The organism is Streptomyces sp. NPDC027185, from assembly GCF_055567035.1.
Genome location: NZ_JBVHRF010000003.1, coordinates 621,555 through 640,726 on the forward strand (window position 1 = coordinate 621,555; position 19,172 = coordinate 640,726).

Consider the following 19,172-nt stretch of genomic DNA (forward strand, 5'->3'; position numbering starts at 1 on the left):
GACGCGCGCCCCCGGACCGGTCGCGATGTGTCCGTCGTGGCCGCCCCGTCCGCCCGCTCGGCCACCTCCGGGGCGTGCGCGCGGCGCGGAGTCCGGTACGTCCGAGGGTCGCTGGCCGGGTGACGGCGCGGCTCCTGATGGATCTCCGGCCGTTGCGGGAGTCGCCCGCGTTCCGCCGGTTCTGGCTGGGCAGCGGCCTGTCGGCGATCGGCGCGCAGATGACGGTGTTCGCGGTCGTGTTGCAGGTGTACACGATCACCCGGTCGTCGCTGGCGGTCGGTGGTGTGGGCCTGGCGGCCGGAGCCTCGACGGTCGTGGCCGGGCTGCTGGGCGGCCCGCTCGTGGACGCGGTCGACCGGCGCCGGCTCGTGCTGCTCACCACCGGACTGCTCGCCGTGGTGTCGGGGGCCCTGGCGGCGCAGGCGTTCGCCGGGCTCCGCCAGGTGGGGCTGCTGTACGCGCTGGTCGTGATCCAGTCGGTGATCGCGTCGGTGGACGGCACCGCCCGCCGGACGTTCGTCCCCCGGCTGCTGCCGCCTCAGTCGCTGCCCGCGGGGGCCGCGCTCACCATGCTGACGTTCCACGGCAGCCTGATCATCGGTCCGTCCGTGGCGGGACTGGTCACCGCCGGGTGGGGGCTGCGCGGGTGCTATCTGATCGATCTGGTGGGCTTCGGCGCGGCCCTGTACGGCGTCCATCGGCTGCCGCCGATGCGCCCGGAGGGCACGCCGGCCCGTCCCGGACTGCGGTCCCTGGTGGCGGGGTTGCGGTTCGTCAAAGGCAACCGTGTGATCGGCGGGGCCTTCCTCGCGGATATGAACGTGATGGTGCTCGGTATGCCCGCCGCGCTGTTCCCGGCGGTCAACGCGATGCATTTCGGCGGCGACCCCAAAACGCTCGGCCTGCTCAACGCGGCGCCGGCCGTCGGTGGGGTGGTCGGGTCGGTGCTGTCCGGTCCGGTCCGGCGCGTGACCCGGCAGGGGCTGGCGCTGCTCGTCGCAGGCGCGGGGTGGGGGCTCGGCCTGGTCGGGTTCGGGCTGGCCGGGAACTTGGCGGCGGCCCTGGGGGCGCTGGCGTTCGCCGGCGCGGCCGACGCGATCGGCGTGGTGTTCCGTAGCGCGATGGTGCAGGCCACGACGCCGGACGAGTTCCGGGGGCGGGTCGCCTCGGTCGAGATGATGATCGGCGCGGGCGGCGGGCAACTGGGGAACTTCCGGGCCGGCGCCGTCGGGTCACTGATCAGCCCGTCGGCGAGCGTGCTCATCGGCGGGGCGAGTGTGATCGGCTGCGCCGTCGTCATCGGACTCGCCGTCCCCGCGCTGACCCGCTTCCGGGCCGCGAGATGAACCGGACGGCGCCGCCGCGCGCCCGGCCGGGACAGCGCGCCCGGGGGAGTGGGCGGTCACCGTGTCCCCGTCATGTTCGACGGGGACACGGACACGATGAGTGACGAGGCGGGCCGTACTCCGGACCGCCGTGACTCAGCCCAGCGCGGTCATCAGGCCGGTGACGTAGGTGTCCAGCCGCCGTTCCAGGATGCCCGTCGTGAGGTCCGTCCTCCCGGCCTCCTGCCACGCCTGTGCCCACAGCGCCACCTCTTCGGAGCACGCCATCGCGTCCCGCACCAGCCAGTACAGGCGCTCGTTCCGCGCCGCGGCCAGCGACCCGCCCGCCTTCTCGTACGCCTGCGCGAACCGCAGGCCCCACGACGGGTCGTGCAGCAGCGCGAGGTTGGTGCAGCAGTGGGCGACATCGAGGTCCGCGGGGCCCCACGAGGGCTGTGACCAGTCGACGACGCCGGTGATCCGGGTGCGTGCCGGGTCCGAGGGCACCACGTCGAACAGCACGTTGCCGGGCTGGAAGTCCCGGTGCAGGAACCGCCCCTCGTAGGACGGTGCGGGCTTGCGGATGACGTCGATCGCTGCGGCCCACGCCGTCGCGTCGCCGCCCTCCGGAATCACGACGGTCTCGGCCGTCGTCAGCGTCTTGAATTCCTGGGGGCGCTCGGCCGGCCGCAGCGCGTGGATGGCTACGAGCTGACGGGCCAGCAGCGGAACGCGCACCTCCACGCCTTCGTCGTCGAGGACCGACCGGCCCGCCAGATGCGTCATCAGCAGTGAGGGGTACTCGCACCGCGCGGCGGTCGGGTCGACCGCGACCAGCCCGGGGGCGAGCACATCGGTCTCCGTGAGCTGCGTCAGGGCACCGGCCTCCCTGTTCAGCCACTCCTTGGCATTCTCCAGGTAGTACGGGTCGACGAAACTCCGCAGCACCAGCCGACGGGTGACTTCGTCCCGTGTGCCGATGGTGAGCTTCCGCATCTCGGCGGTCATACCGCCGTGCAGCGTCTCGATTCCGACGATCCGCTCGCCGACGTCCAGGTATTGGTTCACCCAGGCCAGGGTCATCGGTCGGACAGTCGTCTCCTCATCACAGTTAGTCACCGCACCATGTGATCACGTGCACGGGGGCCGGGGCAAACGTCCTCCGAGAGCCCAACTCCCCTTCCTGTACGCGGTGTTCAACTGACCGGAGACCCGCTCATGCCGCGCCGCCCCGGGATCGTGGCCGGACGATCCGTACGGCGCCGGCGCCGCACACCGAAGCGTGGAATGTCCGAAAAGATGGGCAGGGGAATCCCGTGCATCCGTCAACCGGCGGGGCGGAAATCGCGATGAGATCCGGGAGAAGCGGGACAGGCAGGGTTCTCAAGGTGACAGCCGTCCCTCGCCGCCGAGCGCGGAAATGGCCAACCGCCACCCGCCCGGACAGCAGATGGCCGGTATCACCCGCAACGCCGCGACCTCTGCCCGAGCGCCCTCGCCACCTGAACTCGCCTTCGCCGCAAGCGATATGAAAACTCCTCTGCTACGGTGCCGTGGAGACGCTCGGACCGGCCCGTAGAAATGCAACCCGAAGCACGAAAACGTGGACGGAGGCCATCATGGCGCATTGGGGCAATATCTTTATCGCGGCGACGGCTGTGGATTTGCCGCCCGCCATCCCGGTTTCAGAGGCCGTAGCGGACGGAATTTACCCGTCGAAACTCGCGGAACGCACAGCGCAGCGCACCGTCACAGTCGCCCCGGAGGACGAACCTCCGGGCGCGTTCGCCGCCCGCGCGGCGCGATCGGCCCTCGCCGATTCGGGATACACCTTCGACGACGTCGGGCTCTTCGTCCACACCTCCGTCCTGGACCCGTCCCCTCGTATGTCGAACCCCGCGTTGTGGCTGGAACGGGAACTCGGCGGGGGCGCCTTCCGGGACGTGGCACAGCTGATGAACGGGTGCGACGGAGTGGTGAACGGCATCCGCTGGGCTGCGGCTCACCTCACCTGCGACGCCGATCAGCCGGCAGCACTGATCACCGCCGCCGAGAGCTGGCAGCCGAAAGAGGTCATCGATCGGTGGACCGTCGACCCGGACGTACCTTTCGGGGATGGCGGAGCAGCCGTGGTGATGTCCAGGGAGCGTGGATTCGCGCGTCTGCTCGCGGCGGTGACGTATACGCAGCCGCAGCTCGAAGGGGTTCACCGCGGGCCCCGGGTGTTCGGGCACGGGGTGAGCCTTCCGGTAAGCCTTTCGGAGCGCTCCCATGCCTTTTATTCGACGTCCGGCATACCCCGCGAAGAAGCCTGGAAAATGCGTGGGGACGGAACAGGCATCGTCATTGACCGAGTATTGGCCGAAGCCGGCATCGAACGGGAACAAGTGGCCCGCATCGTACTGCCCTTCAAGGGCCGCCAGGCGATGGAGGAGGAATATCTTCCGTACATCGGGAACATCGAGTACGCGCGATCCAGCGAGGCCATAGGACGTGAGATCGGCCATATGGGCGGGGCGGACCCGATAGTGTCCCTTCATTTCGCGATCGAATCCGGCGAGCTTTCCACGGGTGATATCGCCATCGTCTACAGCGAGGGTGTGGGGATCGTCCAGTCCGCCGTGCTCATAGAGGTGGTCTGAGGTGGCCGTGACCGGCGCGGGCGGGAAGGTGCGCATAGGGAATGCCACGAGGGAAGGCACCATCGTCCCCAGCGGGGACGCGGTCGCCGTCCGTGTGCAGAAGGACGGCACCACCGCCGCGGCCTTGGTCGACGGCACCGGACACAGCCACCGTGTCGCATCCGTCGCGCAGCTGCTCGCCACGGTCATGGCCCGTACCGCGGTCCGCCGGGGCGCGCTCGCCGGTCTTCTCACCGGCACCGAATTGGTGGCCGATCCGGGCTCGGACGAAGGGCCCGAGCCGGACGCCGTCGCGGTGATCGCGACGGTGCGGGCCGAGACGGACCAGGTCCGCATCGCATGGGTCGGTGACTGCCGTGCCTACGCCCTGGAGGGCGGAGAACTCCGGCCGCTGACGGCCGATCACAACCTTGCCGAGCAGCTCACCGCGTGCGGGTACGAGGGCGAGATTCCGGGCCTGGCCGCCAAGTGGGTGCGTACGACGGTGAAGACCGCCGCCGTCGCCACGGTCGCGGAGGCGTGGACCGCTTCCCCTCTGGTGGTGCTCACCTCGGACGGAGTCCACGACCAGGTGCCGCACGGCGCGATGGAGGCACTGGCCCGCACGTACGAGGGCGAGCCACAGGCTCTCGCGGAGGCCCTGGTGGCCGCCGCCGGAATCGGGGCCGATGGTGCCAGGGACGACGCCACCGCCATCGTGATCCGCCGCACCTGACGCGGACGCCCCCCCCGAAGCCGTCGAAGACGGCGGCAGGTTGATGACGCGCCATGCCGCCAACCCGATCGGTACGCCCCGGGGCGGTCCCCGCGCGCAACGTGCTCCGCACCCGCGCCCTCGACGCGACGTGCCCACCGTCCGTCAGGCGCGCCGCCCAGGGCACGGTCGGGCCTCGTGCGCGCCGATCCCCTGGTGGCTCGTCCTCGTTCGTTCGTTTCAAGGAGTGTGTATGGCCCCCACGATCGCCCATGAGGAAGACCGGAACCTGTGGTGCTCGGTGTACACCACCGCCGACGGCTGGAGTGAGGGCGGGAGGTTCGCCGACCATCTGAGCGCGGCCACACCGGCTCTCACCCTGGACGGTGACACCCTGGTCTGTGTCCACCGCGGGGCTCGCCACGGGGTGAGGGAGGGCACCCCGCTTCGCTGGACGTCCTACACCCCGGTGGACGTCAAGGCGCTGCTGGCCAGGGTCGACGAGGTGAAGGGCCGCTACCGCGAGGACTTGGCGGACGCGGACCGGGCGGCCCTCGACGCCGACCTGGCCGAAGCCACCGCCGCGGTCGACGAGGCCACCCGGTGGACTCCCGACTCCGACGTCGGCAACGGCAACTTCGCCTTCCACACTCCCACCGTCGCCGCGTACAAGGGCACCGTCTACTCGGTGTACTACCGCTTCTGGGACGGCGGCCGGGAAGGGCTCGGCACGACGTACCGACCGGCGGGCGGCACATGGACCAAGGCGAGGAAGTACGGCGGCGACCGGGGAAACGGGCCGGGCCGCTGGCCGGGCCTGGCCGTCTACAAAGACCGGCTCCACCTGGTCTTCGCCGGCGACAGGACCGGCGAGGAACCCGAGGGCTGGGAAGGCGGGATCGTTCAGCACGCGACGCTCTCCGAGGACCACGAGTGGGTCCCCGTCCGGCAAGGGCCCGGCGGGGTGCAGCTCGCCGTGGTGAACGCCGAGCAGGAGGAGGCCGCGAGGGCGGCCAACGTGAAGTCCCCGGGCAACTATGCCCTGACCGAGCACGACGGCCTTCTCCACCTGGTCTACTGCAAGGAGTACGACCCGCGCCTGTGGCACGCCACCTACGACGGCAACACATGGAGCAAGGCCACAGCTCTGGACGGCCTCACCAGTCGCCGCGGCGCGTCCATCGCCTCCTACGACGGCAAGCTGCACGCCGTCTACCCCTCCCCGGACAGTGACCTGCTGCACCACGCCGTCTACCAGAACGGCAGGTGGAGCAAGGGCGAGGCCATCGCCGGCCACGAGAGTCGGCACACCCCCGCCCTGCTCACCTACACCGAGGCCGGCGGGAGCCGGAATCTGATCCTGGTCCACCGCGGCGTCGACACCGACGTGCCCCCGCCGCCGGAGCCCTACGTCCCGCCGAAAACCGGCCTCACCCTCCACGAGAGCGTGTCCGGACCGAAGGGCGAGGACTACTCACCGGGCGGCCTGACCCGGGCCCGCCACCGGATCACCCTGTACCGGGCCACGTCCGAGGGCGACGGCGGCCGGAGCATCGTCGCCCGCTGGACGGCCGAAACGCAGTACAGGCGGGGCCCCTTCTGGTACCACGACGGCGGCTTTATCAGCGGCGAACTCCGGCTCCGCGACATCGGCGACACGGGATCCGGCATCCTCGGCACCCGGAGCGTCCGGGGCGACGTCACCGGCGGCCGGTACGAATCCACCGGCCTGTTCGAGAACCTCGCCCCCGGCACCTACGAGGTCGCTCTGGTCAACGCCCGCAAGACCGGCGGCCACCGGCCCGGCGCCGGACGGGACGGCGCAGCCGACCACGCCGCCGAGATCGGCTTCCACCCCATCCGTGCGATCCTCACCCTTCCCGCCTGAGCCCGTTGGACAACGGCGCAGCACCTCGCGGCAACGAAACCGACCGACATCGGACCTGAGGGGAACACGTGTCGAATGACGAGGGCATTATCGTGCTGACCACCAGGGAAAAAGACTGGTGGTTGAGCCTGCAGGAAGTCGTCCCCGCCATTGAGCGCATCTGGGACGGCATCGGGCGGTCCCAGAAAAAGACCGTCAGCACGCTGTGCGTGCCCCTGCCGCCGGAGACCGAGCAGCGCCTTCATGCCCGCGCTTCGCGGTTCGAGCGCATCGTCCTGGTCACGGTGACACCCGGAACAGTGAAGGCCGCACTCCGTCTGAGGTCGAAGATGGAGGTGCCCGCGCCGATGACGCTTTACATGTTCGGCGACGGCACCGATGGGTTCGAAGCTTTCGGCGCCTTCGCGGACGTGCTCACTGAGAGAGACACATTCGTCGTCACATGCGAAGCGGAAGCGATAACGGTGCGTACCTGCTTCCCGAAAGCCCGCATTGAAACGATCCCGTTTCCGCTCGTCGACCAGTTCAAGGTGAACAGCAGAAAACGGCGTACGGAGGCCGAGACCACGCGGTTGGCCTACGTCGGGCGCATTTCGGAGCAGAAGAACTTACACACCTTGCTGTTCGCCCTGTGGATGATGCGTACGTCGTACGCCTCGGCGCCGGCGTTCACCTTGGACGTGTACGGCGGCCAAGACGGTCTCGGCAGCCCCAACATGGGTATCGAGTATCCGGACTACGGCGCCTACCTACGGGGGCTCGCCGCGTCGTTGGGCTTGGAAGATGTGGTGACGTGGCACGGACTCAAACCTCGGGACTGGCTCTTCTACGACGTGCACCAGGAGCCTCATGTCCTGGTGTCGCCGACGTTGCACTCCGATGAGAATTTCGGCTCATCCGTGCTGGCGTCGCTGGTCAACGGCCATCAGGTGGTGACGACAGCCTGGGGCGGTCACCACGCGTTCCAGGAGTGGTTCCCCCAGCAGCTGACGCTGGTCCCCGTCCGCCGGTCCACCATGGGTCCGGTCGTGGATCCCGGCTCGCTGGTGAAGGCCCTCCTGTCGGGGAGGGACAGGGCCTTGAGCGTACGGGTGGCGGAAGCCGCCCTCGACCGCGGGCGGGCGGCGTTCTCGGAGGCCGCTGTGACCGCACTGACTTTGGAGATGCTCAGCCGGCCCGACCGCGCCCCCGAGCCGCTGAAGAAGTCGCCGGTCCAGCGGCAGATAGATGAGAACAGGGCCCGGTTCGGCAGCGCGCGCCGGATCTACGCGGACTACGAGGACCCCACCGCGCAGATCTTCTTCGAGGCCTACGGAATGGAGAAACCGCTCACCTTCGACGAACGGTCCCGGTACGTCCTTGCGCCGTGGGTGAACTGCTCCGGTCACCTCCTGCACATCGTCGACCCGCACCGCGGGATTCAGAGTTTCCGCGTGGACGAACGGCTCCCCGAAATGCGGGACGTCGTGATGTGCCCCTCCATGGAAACGCGCCGGCTACCGGAAAGCCTCGTCAGGAAACTGGTGGCCCAGGGGTATGCGTTTCCCCTTCCGCCGGAGGGCTGAGCTAAAGCTGGCCGTATGCCTCGACGGCGTATGGCCGCCGAGTATTGCGGTACCGGCAGCGGTGGTGGCCGTGTCTCCTTCGGTGACCGGCCACCACCGGCTTCTTTTCCGCATTCGCGGACATCGGTGGCCGGTGTGCCGCCGATACATCAGCGCGAAGTGAACACGGCAGAGCCATAATGAATTCTGAACATGTTTGCTATGCTCCGACAATGGTCGCTAAGAATCGGCGAGTTGAGGCGCAAGGATCTGAGTCACCTCTGACGGTCCAATACATCGAAGGTACCGGCTGGCGCACCGGAGTCCTGGTGGATTCATCCGCCGGCCCGGAAACCGCACCGGCGTTGATGCCGACCCACGGCGAGTACCCGATCTATGACACCGAGCTGTACGACGCGATGATGGCCGACACGGAACGCAATTGGAGGTTCCGCGAAGCGCTGGAGAAGCACGCGCGCGATCGCATCGTCCTCGACATCGGTACGGGACCGGAGATCTTCTGGGCCGGGGAGGCGCTGCGGTCCGGTGCCCGCCGGGTTTTCGCCATGGAGGCGATGGAGGAGTCGTTCCGGACCGCGTCGCAGACACTGGCGGGCCGCGCCGACGGGCACCGGGCGACCCTGCTGCACGGTGAGTCGACCGCGCTCGACATCGAGCCCAGAGCAGAGGTCTGCGTCGCGGAGATCCTCGGCTCCCTCCCGAGCGCCGAGGGCGCGGCGGCTGTTTTCGCCGATGCGAAGCGACGCCTTCTGACGCCGGACGCGGTCATCGTTCCGGACCTGTGCCTGACACGGGCGGCGGCGGTCAACTTCACCGACCTGCTCGCAGGCCGCACACCGGCTTTCTCCGGTGCCGCACTCCCGCAACTCCAGCGGCTCTTCGAATGGAACGGCGGGCCGTTCGACGTCCGGCTGCGGGTCGTGAACCCGGCGCAGGAGGCCCTCCTCTCGGACAGTGCGCCGGTGGAGCGGCTCGAATTCAACGGTGACCTCCAAGTGGAGCAGGACACCGAGGTGCGCCTCACCATGACGCGGTCAGGCACGGTGGACGGTGTGCTCACCTGGCTGGTGGTGCGGTGCCTCCCCGAGCAGGAGCCGCTCGACGCCATGCGGGGAAAGACCAACTGGGCGTCGATCTACCTGCCGTTGTTCGAAGACGGCATCCCGGTCGAAGCGGGCGACGTCCTGCGTCTGACCTTCCGGACCATCTTGAGCGAAGACGGCATCCACCCGGAATACGACCTCTCGGGCGAGCTGCACACCGCCGGGGGAATCCATCGCGCGCACCACTTCTCCCCGTACCGAGGCCGCGCCCCGCACTCCCACCCGGTCTACCGGTCGTTGTTCCCCGAGTAGATCCGGCGCCCGCGCACCGCACCGGCGTCCTGGCCACGTCCGTGAACCGGCCCCGCCGTGACGGACGTCCCGTTCGAACAGCCGGCCCCGTCCCGCTCCGGGGCGGGGCCGGCTGCCCATATCGGACGCGTTACGCGCGCACCGCCTGCGACAGCGCGTCAACGGTCACGCCCACGACGGCCAGGAGCTGCGCCGGGGTTGCTCCGGCCCGGCTCATCACGGCGAGGGACTGGTTCACGGCCGCCGCGTGGACGGCGAAGGTCTCGGCGTCCCGGTCGGTCAGTCCGCCGGCCTTCAGCGCGGCGCGCAGGCGCAGGCGCTGGGAGCCGAGCGCCTGCCGGGTGTGGTCCGCGACGGCCGGGCTCAGTACGGGAACGGCCATGGCAGACTGGGCGACCAGGCATCCGTCGGGCAGTTCGGGGTCGGCGACGCGGTCGAGGGTGACGTCGAAGAACGCGCGGATCGCGGCGACGGGTTCGGTGGCCGCGCACGACAGGGCGGTGTCGTACTTCTCGCCGTAGCGCGTGGCGTAGCGGTCCAGGCAGCGCAGGAAGAGCGTGTCCTTGCTGCCGAAGGAGGAGTAGAGGGAGCTGCGGTTCAGGCCGGTCGCCCGGGACAGGTCGTCCAGGGAGGTGTCGGCGTAGCCGGCGCGCCAGAACTGCAGCATCGCGGCGTCGAGCGCCGTGTCCACGTCGAACTGCTTCTTGCCTGCCACGCGGCACTCCCTTTGTCGATGCGTCGATGGACCGGACCGGGTCGCACACCATTCTATCTTGAACCGATCGGTTCAAGATGTGTTAGCTTTCCCGTGGGGCCCTGGCCCGGCACACCGCGCACTCCGCGACCGCGCGGGCAACGCACCACGTGGTCCCCGCCGCCGGCCGGCCCGTGCCCCCCCCCGCATCCCCGACACCGACGGAGGCCCTCGTGACCGGCCCGGCGACCAGCGCTTCGCATCTCTCCGACCGCAACCCCGTCCGCGATCTGCCCCTGCGGCATCTGACCGGGTTCGCCCACCGCTGGGTCGACGGGGGCGGCGTTCGCCTGCACGCCGTCGAAGGCGGACGGCCGGACGGCCCGGCCGTCGTCCTGCTCGCCGGTTTCCCGCAGACCTGGTGGGCCTGGCGCGAGGTGATGCCCGCACTCGCCGACCGGTTCCGCGTCATCGCGATCGATCTGCCGGGCCAGGGCCACTCCGAGCGCCCGGAGCACGGCTACGGCACCCGCACGGTCGCCGCGTACGTCCACGCCGCCGTGCAGGCGCTCGGCGTGCCGGACTACTGGCTGGCCGCCCACGACATCGGCGCCTGGGTCGCCTTCTCCCTCGCCCTCACCTTCGAGAGCCGGCTGCGCGGGGTCGCCCTGCTCGACGCCGGGATCCCCGGCATCACCCTCCCGGAGTCGATCCCCACCGACCCGGATCGCGCCTGGAAGACCTGGCATTTCGCGTTCCACACCGTGCCCGGCCTGCCCGAAACGCTGCTCGCCGGCCGCGAACGCGAATACGTCGGCTGGTTCCTGAAGGCGAAGGCCCTCGCCCCCGGGACGTTCGACGACGCCGAGGTCGACCACTACGCGGCGGCGCTCGCCGCCGACGGTGGCCTGCGCGCCTGCCTCGCGTACTACCGGGACGCCGCCGGGTCGGCGCGCGAGAACCGCGAGGCGCTCGACGGGCGTCGCCTGACCGTGCCCCTCCTCGGCGTCTCCAGCAGCCACGGCTCCATCCCGGACATGGCCGCCGCCCTCCGCCCATGGGCCGGCAACACCACCGGGATCGTCGTGCCCGACGCCGGGCACTTCATCCCCGACGAGCAGCCCGAAGCCGTCGCGGCCGCGATAGCCGGTTTCCTCACCGACGGCGGATGACGTCCGCCGGCCCCGGCCGGCCGCGCCGCCCGGGGCCACACGGATCCCGGCCCACGCGTCAAGCGCTCTCGCGGGCGCGGGCGTAGTGGCGCGCGAAGCCCGCCAGCGGTTCGTCCTCCGCGTTCCACGGCCAGGGTGTCGCCACGCCGCCGGTGGCGCGCAGCACGGCCGCGGCGTCGCTCGGCCGCGTGGCCTTGATCAGTGCGTAGGCCAGCAGATTCAGGTCGGCGAGCGCCTGCGCGTGCCGGAGGAATCCGGGGCTCGGCCAGTAGTGGGCCGCGCGGTCGAGCACGGTGACGGCGTCATGGCGGCGCCAGAACTCTCCGGCGCCGAGGGCGTTCACCCCTCCGGACGCCATGGCGCGCTGGTGGCTGCGGACGAGCGCGGTGAGTTCCAGGCCGGCCGCGGGGGCGTTCGCCGGCATGGCGCGGACGCTGTCGAGCAGGTCGAGCACGTGGCCGCTGGAGCCGCACTCGTCGGGCGAGAGGTAACCCAGGGCCTGGAGGTGGGCCTCCCGGTTCCACGGGTCACGGGCCTTGATCTCGCGCCAGACCGCCGACAGTTCGCCGGACGGGCGGCGCTCGCGGCGCAGCGTCGCGAGGTACACCGTCCAGGGTGTGGGGTCGGCGGGCAGCAGTTCGGCGGCGAGCAGGCAGGACTTCCGGGTCGCGCCGAGGTCGACCGGGGAACCCTCCCGACCGGCCTGGAGCAGATCCGACCAGGCGTGCAGCAGCACGGCGGACTGGCTGTCCGGGTTCCGTTCCCGCCAGATGCCGGGCAGCGCCCGCCCCGCGGAGCCGGCGAGCACCCTCAGGCGATGCGCCTTGCGGTCCCAGTCCGTACCCGCGTCGTCCAGGACGTCCGCCATCAAGGCCATGACCGGCGTATCGAGGGAGCCGCGGTCCCAGCACGACTCGACGCGCCGCCGGACCTGCCCGAGAGCGGCGTCGTCGAGTTCGGGCAGCAGACGGGCGTGACTGCCTTTGCGGCGTTTGAATACGGGCATTTCCGCGATGGCCTTCCCGAGGAGATACGGGCGGGACGAAGTTCCGGCATCGTACGGGCGCGGGTGCGCTGCGCAATGGGGAGCCCGTAATCCGAGACGTGTTCGGTGCCCAAGTACGCGCAGGAGCCGCGGAATTGCCCTTTTATGAGCGGCCGTATCGGATTTATTCCATCATTTGCTGCTTGCCGGTATTGCTCGCCCTCGTGCCGTTCACCGGACGGGCGGGCCGGCCGGCAACCCGGAGTTCGTGCCCGGGGTTCGTGCCGGCCCGGCATCCGGCCGGGCCGGCACATGGCGCTCGGCGTTCAGTGCGGACGCGCGTTGCCCGCGGCGGAACCGCCACCCACCCCAGCCCTCACGCGGACAGGGCCCGCGGGGAGCGCCCGTGCGGGAATCCCTCGGCCCCCGTATTCCCGGCCACCCGCACAGGGCTGAAGCCGAAGTCACGCTGGAGCTGCTCCAGTTGCCTTTCCGCAGTGGCCTTCACTTTCCCCGGAACGTCCCCGAGTTCCTCGATCAAGCCCTCGTATATCGGAGTGTTGCTCCCGCTCACGTGTCCCTCGCATCTGGCGTTGCGCGTGCAATTGTTCATCTACGACGATTCGCAGAACTCAGGAGTGTACGGGGTGCCGGCTGCCGGGCTCGTCGCCGGTCATCGGCGCACTGGCAAACGCGATCGCCGCCCGCCACGGCCGGGCCGGGCGCCGTGCGCCCCTTCAGGCGCCGCGGCCCGTGAGCAGGTCGCGGGCGCGGTCGACGAGGCCGAGGCCGGGGGCGAGCAGTTTGTTGGCGGGCGGGGTGCTGGGGGCGCCGGGGTGCGGCCGGGTGGGGGCGGTGCGCTTCGCCTCGCGGACCTTCTCACCCAGGAGTTCGAGGATGTAGGGGTGGGTGGCGTCCCGGAGCCGGACGAAGAGGTTGTCCTCCTCGTCGCGGACATGGCCGGTGACCTCTGTCCGCAAGGTGGCGACGAGGCGGTCGAAGCCGTCGTCATCGGGCGCCTTGCCCTCCAGCTCCTTCAGCAGTTCCTCGACGCGGGCGTGATCGGACAACTCCTTGTCCGCCAGCGCGTCGCCGCCGTCGACGTGCTCGCGGACCGCGGGATAGAGGTGTTCCTCCTCGGCCACGAAGTGGCGTACCAGCTCGATGGTGAGGGCGTCGGCGAGTTGCCGACGGCGTTCGCCGCCGCTCGGTGCCGCGGTGAACCGGTCGAAGAGTTCGTCCACCTCACGGTGATCAACCGTCAGTTCCGCGATGACGTCTCAGCCGTGGGACACGGTCCTCACTCCTTCGCTGCAGAGCGCGATCGGTTGCGGATGCGCGTGCCCGCGCGGGGCGGGAGCGGCGCGAGGAGGCCGGCGCGGGGTCCGCGCCGGCGGCTCGTGCGGCGGCGCCCGGGTGGCTCCCGGCGCGCCCGCGCGGCTCCCGTGCGGGCGCGGGCTCTTCCTCCACTGTGCGGCATCCGGCGAGCGGCCGCGACGGGACGGGAGCGGCCCGGCGGGTGCGCGGCGGAAGGGCAGGGGGAGCAGGAGGTTAGCCGCGGGCCCGTGCCGGGAACCCGGCGTCACGCGGGCCCGCCCGGCCCGTACCCGAGGCAGGAGGGCGGAATCGGATGTGTGCCCCGGACGACACCTCCGCGGTCGTGGACGCGATCGGAACGGAGGTCCACACCGTGCCCACCGACGCTCCGGAGCAAGACGCGACACTGACCTGGGACTCCACGACACTCGTGCTGGTCACGGCGGTGTCCGGCACCAGCACCGGCCTGGGCTACACCTACGGCGCCCCGGCCACCGCGGCGGTCGTCGACGATCACCTGGCGGCGCTGGCGCGGGGCCGGAGCGTGTGGGACGTCCTCGGCGTCCACGAGACGATGGCCCGCGCGGTGCGCAACGCGGGGCGGCCCGGTTTGATCGCCGGGGCCCTCTCCGCGGTGGACATCGCGCTGTGGGACCTCAAGGCCCGCCTGCTGGACCTCCCGCTGACGAGCCTGCTGGGCACCTGCCGGGAAGCGGTTCCGGTGTACGGCAGCGGCGGCTTCACGACGTACGACGACCGGCAGCAGGACGCGCAGCTGCGGGGCTGGGTCGAGGGGCAGGGCATTCCGCGCGTGAAGATCAAGATCGGTGAGTCGCGGGGCGGCCGTCCCGGCCGCGACCGTCTCACCCGCGCCCGCCGCAGCATCGGCCCCGACGCGGAGCTGTACGCCGATGCCAACGGCGGCTACACCCGCAAACAGGCGGTCCGCATGGGCGGCCACCTCGCCGCCGAGGGCGTCACCTGGTACGAGGAACCCGTCCCCGCCGACGACCTGACGGGACTGGCGCAGATCCGGGCGGCGCTCACCGCGGACATCGCCATCGGCGAATACGGCTACACCCTGCCCGACTTCGGGCGGATCCTCGCCGCCGGCGCCGTGGACTGCCTGCAGGCCGACGCCACGCGCTGCGGCGGACTCACCGGCTGGCTCCGGGCCGCGGCGCTCGCCGAGGCCGCCGGGCTGGAGATCTCCGCGCACTGCGCCCCGCACCTCCACGCCGCCGTCGGCGCCAGCGTCCCCAACCTCCGCCACCTGGAGTGGTTCCACGACCATGTACGCATCGAGAACATGCTCTTCGACGGGGTGCTCGCCCCGGACGGCGGTGCCGTGCACCCAGGGGCGGACGGCAGACCCGGACACGGCCTCACCCTGCGTGCCGGCGGTCCGGCCCGCCACGGCGGGTGATCCGGACGGCGGGCCCCGGACATCTCGCGTACCGTCCCTTGGGGGGCCGCGTACAGTCCCGCGCCCCGCGCCGGGACCGCCCCCACGCCCGAACGGACGGGACTCCCGGCGGCCCGTCGGCCGCCCGCACCTCTCTCACCTCGCGGTACCGCATTCCCCATGGCACACGCCGATGACGAACGCGGAGGATTTGATGACGGAGTACGGCTACTTCCTCTCCAGCGAGGAGCACGGGCCGAAGGCCCTGGTGGAGCAGGCGCGCATGGCCGAGCAAGCGGGATTCACCTCGCTGTGGATCTCCGATCACTTCCACCCCTGGAACGACGCGCAGGGCCACGCGCCTTTCGTCTGGTCGGTGATCGGGGCGCTCTCCGAAGCGACCTCGCTGCCCGTCGAGACGGCCGTGACCTGCCCGACCGTCCGCATGCATCCGGTGATCAACGCCCAGGCCGCCGCGACCGCCGCGGTCCAGCTGGAGGGCCGCTTCCGGTTCGGTATCGGCAGCGGTGAAGCCCTCAACGAGCAGGTCACCGGCGCGCGCTGGCCACAGGCCGCCGTCCGCCTGGAGATGCTCGAAGAGGCGGTACACGTGATGCGCCGGCTCTTCGAGGGCGGCGAGGTCAGCCACCACGGCAAGCACTACACCGTCGAGAACGCCCGGCTGTACACCGTTCCGGACGAGCCGGTGCCGATCGAGATCTCCGGCTTCGGCCCCGCGGCGACGGAACTGGCGGGCCGGATCGGCGACGGTTTCATTGCCATGGGACCCGACGCCGAGGCCGTGGAGCGGTTCCGCCGCGGCGGCGGGGGCACGAAGCCGGTCCGCGGCGGCCTCAAGCTCTGCTGGGGCACCGATCGCGACGAGGCGGTACGCACCGCGCACCGGCTGTGGCCCAACGAGCAACTGCCCGGCGAACTCCCGCAGATTCTGCGCACCCCGCGCCACCTCGAACAGGCGTCCTCGCTGGTCGGCGTCGAGCGCATCGCGGCGAACGTGGTCTGCGGCGACGACGTGGACGCCCACCTCGACGCCGTCCGGGCGTACGAGAAGGCGGGCTTCGACACCGTCCACATCAGTCAGATCGGCCCGGACCAGCGCGGCTTCTTCGACTTCTACCGCACCGAGGTGCTGCCCCGGCTGGCGGGCTGAACGGCCCGCCCGCCGGGCGGAGGGACAGCGGCGATGACCCACACCACCGGCAACAGCTCACCTGCGGACCTCGGAAGGCTGGAGCGGGCGCTGCGGCGGCGCGTCGACGGCGAGGTCCGGTTCGACGCCGGCACCCGCGGCGCCTACGCCACCGACGCGTCCAACTACCGCCAGCCCCCGCTCGGCGTGGTCCTGCCGCGGAGCGTAGCGGCGGGGGAGACGGCGGTCGCGGTGTGCGCCGAGTTCGGCGCGCCCCTGCTCTCCCGGGGCGGCGGCACCAGCCTGGGCGGGCAGTGCACCAACACCGCCGTGGTCATCGACTGGACGAAGTACTGCCACCGCCTGCTCACCGTCGACCCCGAGCGGCGCCGCTGCACCGTCGAACCCGGCATCGTCCTCGACGACCTCAACCGCCAACTCGCCCGGTACCGCCTCAAGTTCGGGCCCAAGCCGTCGACGCACAGCCACTGCGCCCTGGGCGGCATGATCGGCAACAACTCCTGCGGGGCCTCGGCGCAGGCGTACGGCAAGACGGCCGACAACGTGCGGCGTCTGGAGGTGCTCACCTACGACGGCACCCGGCTGTGGGTGGGCCGTACCTCGGACGCGGAGTACGCGGACGTATGTGCCGCGGGCGGCCGCGCGGCCGCGCTGTACACGGGCCTGCGGGACCTCGCCGACCGCTACCGCGCCGACATCCGGACCGGGTTCCCCTCCCTGCCCCGCCGGGTGTCCGGATACAACCTCGACGCCCTCCTGCCGGAGAACGGCTTCGACCTCGCCCGCGCTCTCGTCGGCTCCGAAGGCACCCTGGTCACCGTCCTGCGGGCGGAACTGGAGCTGGTCCCCGTCCCGGCGGCCGAGGCCCTCGTGGTCCTCGGCTACCCCGACATCTGCGCCGCGGCCGACGACGTGCCGCGGCTCCTGGAACACAGCTCACCGACCCAACTGGAGGCGCTGGACGGACGGATGGCGCAGCTGATGCGCGAGGAGGGCGCCTACCTCGACTCCCTCGACACCTTCCCGGAAGGTGAGAGCTGGCTGCTGCTCCAGTTCAGCGGCGACACCCGGCGGTCCGTCGACGACCAGGCCCGCGCCCTGCTGCGTTCCCTCGGCCGCGGGGAGAGCGACCGGACCGTCACCCTCTCCGACGATCCGGCGCGCGAACAGCGGATGCTGCGGGCCCGCGAGGCCGGCCTCGGCGTCACCGCCCGGCCCCCCGACGACCGGGAGACGTGGGAGGGCTGGGAGGACTCCGCGGTACCCCCCGAACACCTCGGGGCGTACCTGCGCGACCTCAAGGCGCTCTTCGACGAGTTCGGCTACGACCACCCCTCCCTCTACGGGCACTTCGGGCAGGGCTGCGTGCACACCCGGATCCCCTTCGACCTGACCAGCACCGACGGTGTCGCCGCCTTCCGCGCCTTCCTGCTGCGCGCCGCCGACCTGGTGTGCTCCTACGGCGGTTCGCTCTCCGGGGAGCACGGTGACGGGCAGGCCCGCGGCGAACTGCTGCCGAAGATGTTCGGCGACCGCCTCATCACGGCCTTCGGCGAACTGAAAGCCCTCTTCGACCCCGGCAACCGGATGAACCCCGGCAAAGTGGTGGCGCCCCACCGCAGCGACACCCACCTCCGCCTGGGCCCCGGCTGGCGGCCCGACCCCGGCCCACCGCACTTCGGCTACCCCCACGACAAGGGCTCCTTCACCCGGGCGGTCATGCGCTGCGTCGGCATCGGCAACTGCCGCGCCCCGACGGGCGGTGTCATGTGCCCGTCGTACCGCGCCACCGGCGAGGAGGAACACTCCACCCGGGGCCGGGCCCGCCTGCTCTTCGAGATGCTGAACGGCCACCGGGACGGGCCGGTCACCGACGGCTGGCGCTCCACCGAGGTGCGCGACGCCCTCGACCTCTGCCTGGCCTGCAAGGGCTGCAAGTCCGACTGCCCCGTCGGCGTCGACATGGCGACGTACAAGGCGGAGTTCCTCTCCCACCACTACGCCGGACGCCCGCGGCCCGCCGCGCACTACAGCATGGGCCGCCTCCCGCTCTGGGCCCGCGGCGCGAGCCGCGCGCCCCGCCTGGCCAACGCCTGCCTCGCGGCCCCCGGCCTGGCCCGGGTCGCGAAGCGGGCCGCCGGGGTGGCGGCCGAACGCCCCGCCCCCGTCTTCGCTGCCGAGACCTTCCTGCGGTGGTGGGCCCGGCACGGCGGATGCGCACCCGACCCGTCCGGCGAGCGCACCGTCCTGTTGTGGCCGGACACCTTCGGCACGTACTTCCATCCGGAGATCCCCCAGGCCGCCGTGCGGGTGCTGCGCGACGCCGGCTTCGACGTCGCCGTCCCGCCCCGGCCCGTCTGCTGCGGGCTGACCTGGCTCACCACCGGCCAACTCGGCGCGGCCACCCGTGTGCTGCGCCGCTCCCTGGACACCCTCGGCCCGTGGCTGGACGCCGGTACCCCGATCATCGGCCTGGAGCCGTCCTGCACCGCCGTCCTGCGCGGCGACGCCCCCGAGCTGCTCCCCGACGACGACGGGATCCAACGCCTGTCCCGGCAGGTGCGGACCTTCGCCGAACACCTCGTCGGGTACGCCGGCGAGGACTGGCGGCCCCCGGCCCTGGCCCGCGCGGCCACCGTGCAGACCCACTGCCACCAGCACGCGGTACTGGGCTTCGGCCCCGACCGCGAGCTGATGGACCGCGCCGGAGGCAGTCGCCGACGCGCCGGGCGCTCTCCAGCAGGCCCACGTGACCGGCGTGCAGGAGGTCGAAGCAGCCACCGGCGGCGACCACGACGCCCCCGCGGGCCCGCACCGTCCCGGCGAGGGCGAACGGATCCGCGGCGGCCGCCGGGCCCGTGGTGACGGGCGCCTCGCCGTCCGGCCGTCCCCACAGGGACGGGGCGCCCACGCCGCCGTCGGCGACGAAGGCCGCGGCCTCGGCGACCGCCAGTTGTAC

14 protein-coding genes are annotated in these 19,172 nt (G+C 71.4%); 10 read left to right on the forward strand and 4 right to left on the reverse strand.

Annotated elements, in window-relative coordinates; genetic code table 11:
• Positions 1-119: 119 nt before the first annotated feature.
• The gene (locus tag ACZ4M8_RS12865; RefSeq protein WP_467606252.1) at positions 120-1,346 is read left to right on the forward strand and encodes an MFS transporter; all 1,227 of its coding nucleotides are present in this window, start codon (positions 120-122) and stop codon (positions 1,344-1,346) included.
• A 135-nt stretch (positions 1,347-1,481) separates the two neighbouring features.
• Here the strand turns inward: ACZ4M8_RS12865 and ACZ4M8_RS12870 are convergent, their stop codons facing one another.
• Positions 1,482-2,408: a phosphotransferase family protein gene (locus ACZ4M8_RS12870; RefSeq protein ID WP_467606253.1), complete on the reverse strand. Its 927-nt coding sequence runs from the start codon at positions 2,406-2,408 to the stop codon at positions 1,482-1,484.
• A gap of 536 nt (positions 2,409-2,944) precedes the next feature.
• Between ACZ4M8_RS12870 and ACZ4M8_RS12875 the strand changes: the two genes are divergently transcribed.
• The 5 genes from ACZ4M8_RS12875 (at position 2,945) to ACZ4M8_RS12895 (ending at position 9,469) form a co-directional block, all read left to right on the forward strand.
• Positions 2,945-3,967 (forward strand): 3-oxoacyl-[acyl-carrier-protein] synthase III C-terminal domain-containing protein, encoded by a 1,023-nt coding sequence (locus ACZ4M8_RS12875; RefSeq protein ID WP_467606256.1) that lies wholly within the window; start codon positions 2,945-2,947, stop codon positions 3,965-3,967.
• A gap of 1 nt (position 3,968) precedes the next feature.
• Positions 3,969-4,682 (forward strand): SpoIIE family protein phosphatase, encoded by a 714-nt coding sequence (locus tag ACZ4M8_RS12880; RefSeq protein WP_467606259.1) that lies wholly within the window; start codon positions 3,969-3,971, stop codon positions 4,680-4,682.
• A 232-nt stretch (positions 4,683-4,914) separates the two neighbouring features.
• Entirely contained in the window at positions 4,915-6,549 is a 1,635-nt protein-coding gene (locus ACZ4M8_RS12885; RefSeq protein WP_467606260.1) for a hypothetical protein, read from the forward strand.
• Between the two features lie 68 nt (positions 6,550-6,617).
• Positions 6,618-8,114, forward strand: a complete 1,497-nt coding sequence (locus ACZ4M8_RS12890) for a glycosyltransferase (RefSeq protein ID WP_467606263.1) — start codon at positions 6,618-6,620, stop codon at positions 8,112-8,114.
• A 308-nt stretch (positions 8,115-8,422) separates the two neighbouring features.
• On the forward strand, positions 8,423-9,469 hold the full coding sequence (locus tag ACZ4M8_RS12895) for an SAM-dependent methyltransferase (RefSeq protein WP_467606264.1): 1,047 nt from the start codon (positions 8,423-8,425) through the stop codon (positions 9,467-9,469).
• Between the two features lie 130 nt (positions 9,470-9,599).
• On the opposite strand, the gene ACZ4M8_RS12900 is transcribed toward ACZ4M8_RS12895, so the two are convergent.
• Positions 9,600-10,184, reverse strand: a complete 585-nt coding sequence (locus tag ACZ4M8_RS12900) for a TetR/AcrR family transcriptional regulator (RefSeq protein ID WP_467606266.1) — start codon at positions 10,182-10,184, stop codon at positions 9,600-9,602.
• A gap of 212 nt (positions 10,185-10,396) precedes the next feature.
• On the opposite strand from ACZ4M8_RS12900, the gene ACZ4M8_RS12905 reads away from it, so the two are divergent.
• Positions 10,397-11,335, forward strand: coding sequence for an alpha/beta fold hydrolase (locus ACZ4M8_RS12905; protein WP_467606267.1), 939 nt, complete (start codon positions 10,397-10,399; stop codon positions 11,333-11,335).
• Positions 11,336-11,393: 58 nt separating this feature from the next.
• Here ACZ4M8_RS12905 and ACZ4M8_RS12910 read toward each other — a convergent pair whose 3' ends face one another.
• Both ACZ4M8_RS12910 and ACZ4M8_RS12915 read right to left on the reverse strand, forming a co-directional pair.
• A complete protein-coding gene (locus tag ACZ4M8_RS12910; protein ID WP_467606268.1) occupies positions 11,394-12,341 on the reverse strand; it encodes a hypothetical protein in 948 nt (315 codons plus the stop codon).
• Positions 12,342-13,057: 716 nt separating this feature from the next.
• Positions 13,058-13,594, reverse strand: a complete 537-nt coding sequence (locus ACZ4M8_RS12915) for a hemerythrin domain-containing protein (RefSeq protein WP_467606561.1) — start codon at positions 13,592-13,594, stop codon at positions 13,058-13,060.
• Positions 13,595-13,950: 356 nt separating this feature from the next.
• Here ACZ4M8_RS12915 and ACZ4M8_RS12920 point away from each other — a divergent pair, with 356 nt between their 5' ends.
• The 3 genes from ACZ4M8_RS12920 to ACZ4M8_RS12930 all read left to right on the forward strand — a co-directional run bounded on the left by ACZ4M8_RS12920 (position 13,951) and on the right by ACZ4M8_RS12930 (position 19,078).
• Positions 13,951-15,063 (forward strand): enolase C-terminal domain-like protein, encoded by a 1,113-nt coding sequence (locus tag ACZ4M8_RS12920; protein ID WP_467606270.1) that lies wholly within the window; start codon positions 13,951-13,953, stop codon positions 15,061-15,063.
• Positions 15,064-15,256: 193 nt separating this feature from the next.
• A complete protein-coding gene (locus tag ACZ4M8_RS12925; protein ID WP_467606564.1) occupies positions 15,257-16,213 on the forward strand; it encodes a TIGR03557 family F420-dependent LLM class oxidoreductase in 957 nt (318 codons plus the stop codon).
• A gap of 33 nt (positions 16,214-16,246) precedes the next feature.
• Positions 16,247-19,078 carry an FAD-binding and (Fe-S)-binding domain-containing protein gene (locus ACZ4M8_RS12930; RefSeq protein ID WP_467606273.1) on the forward strand — a complete coding sequence of 944 codons (2,832 nt, stop codon included), beginning with the start codon at positions 16,247-16,249 and terminating at the stop codon, positions 19,076-19,078.
• The last annotated feature ends 94 nt before the right edge of the window (positions 19,079-19,172 follow it).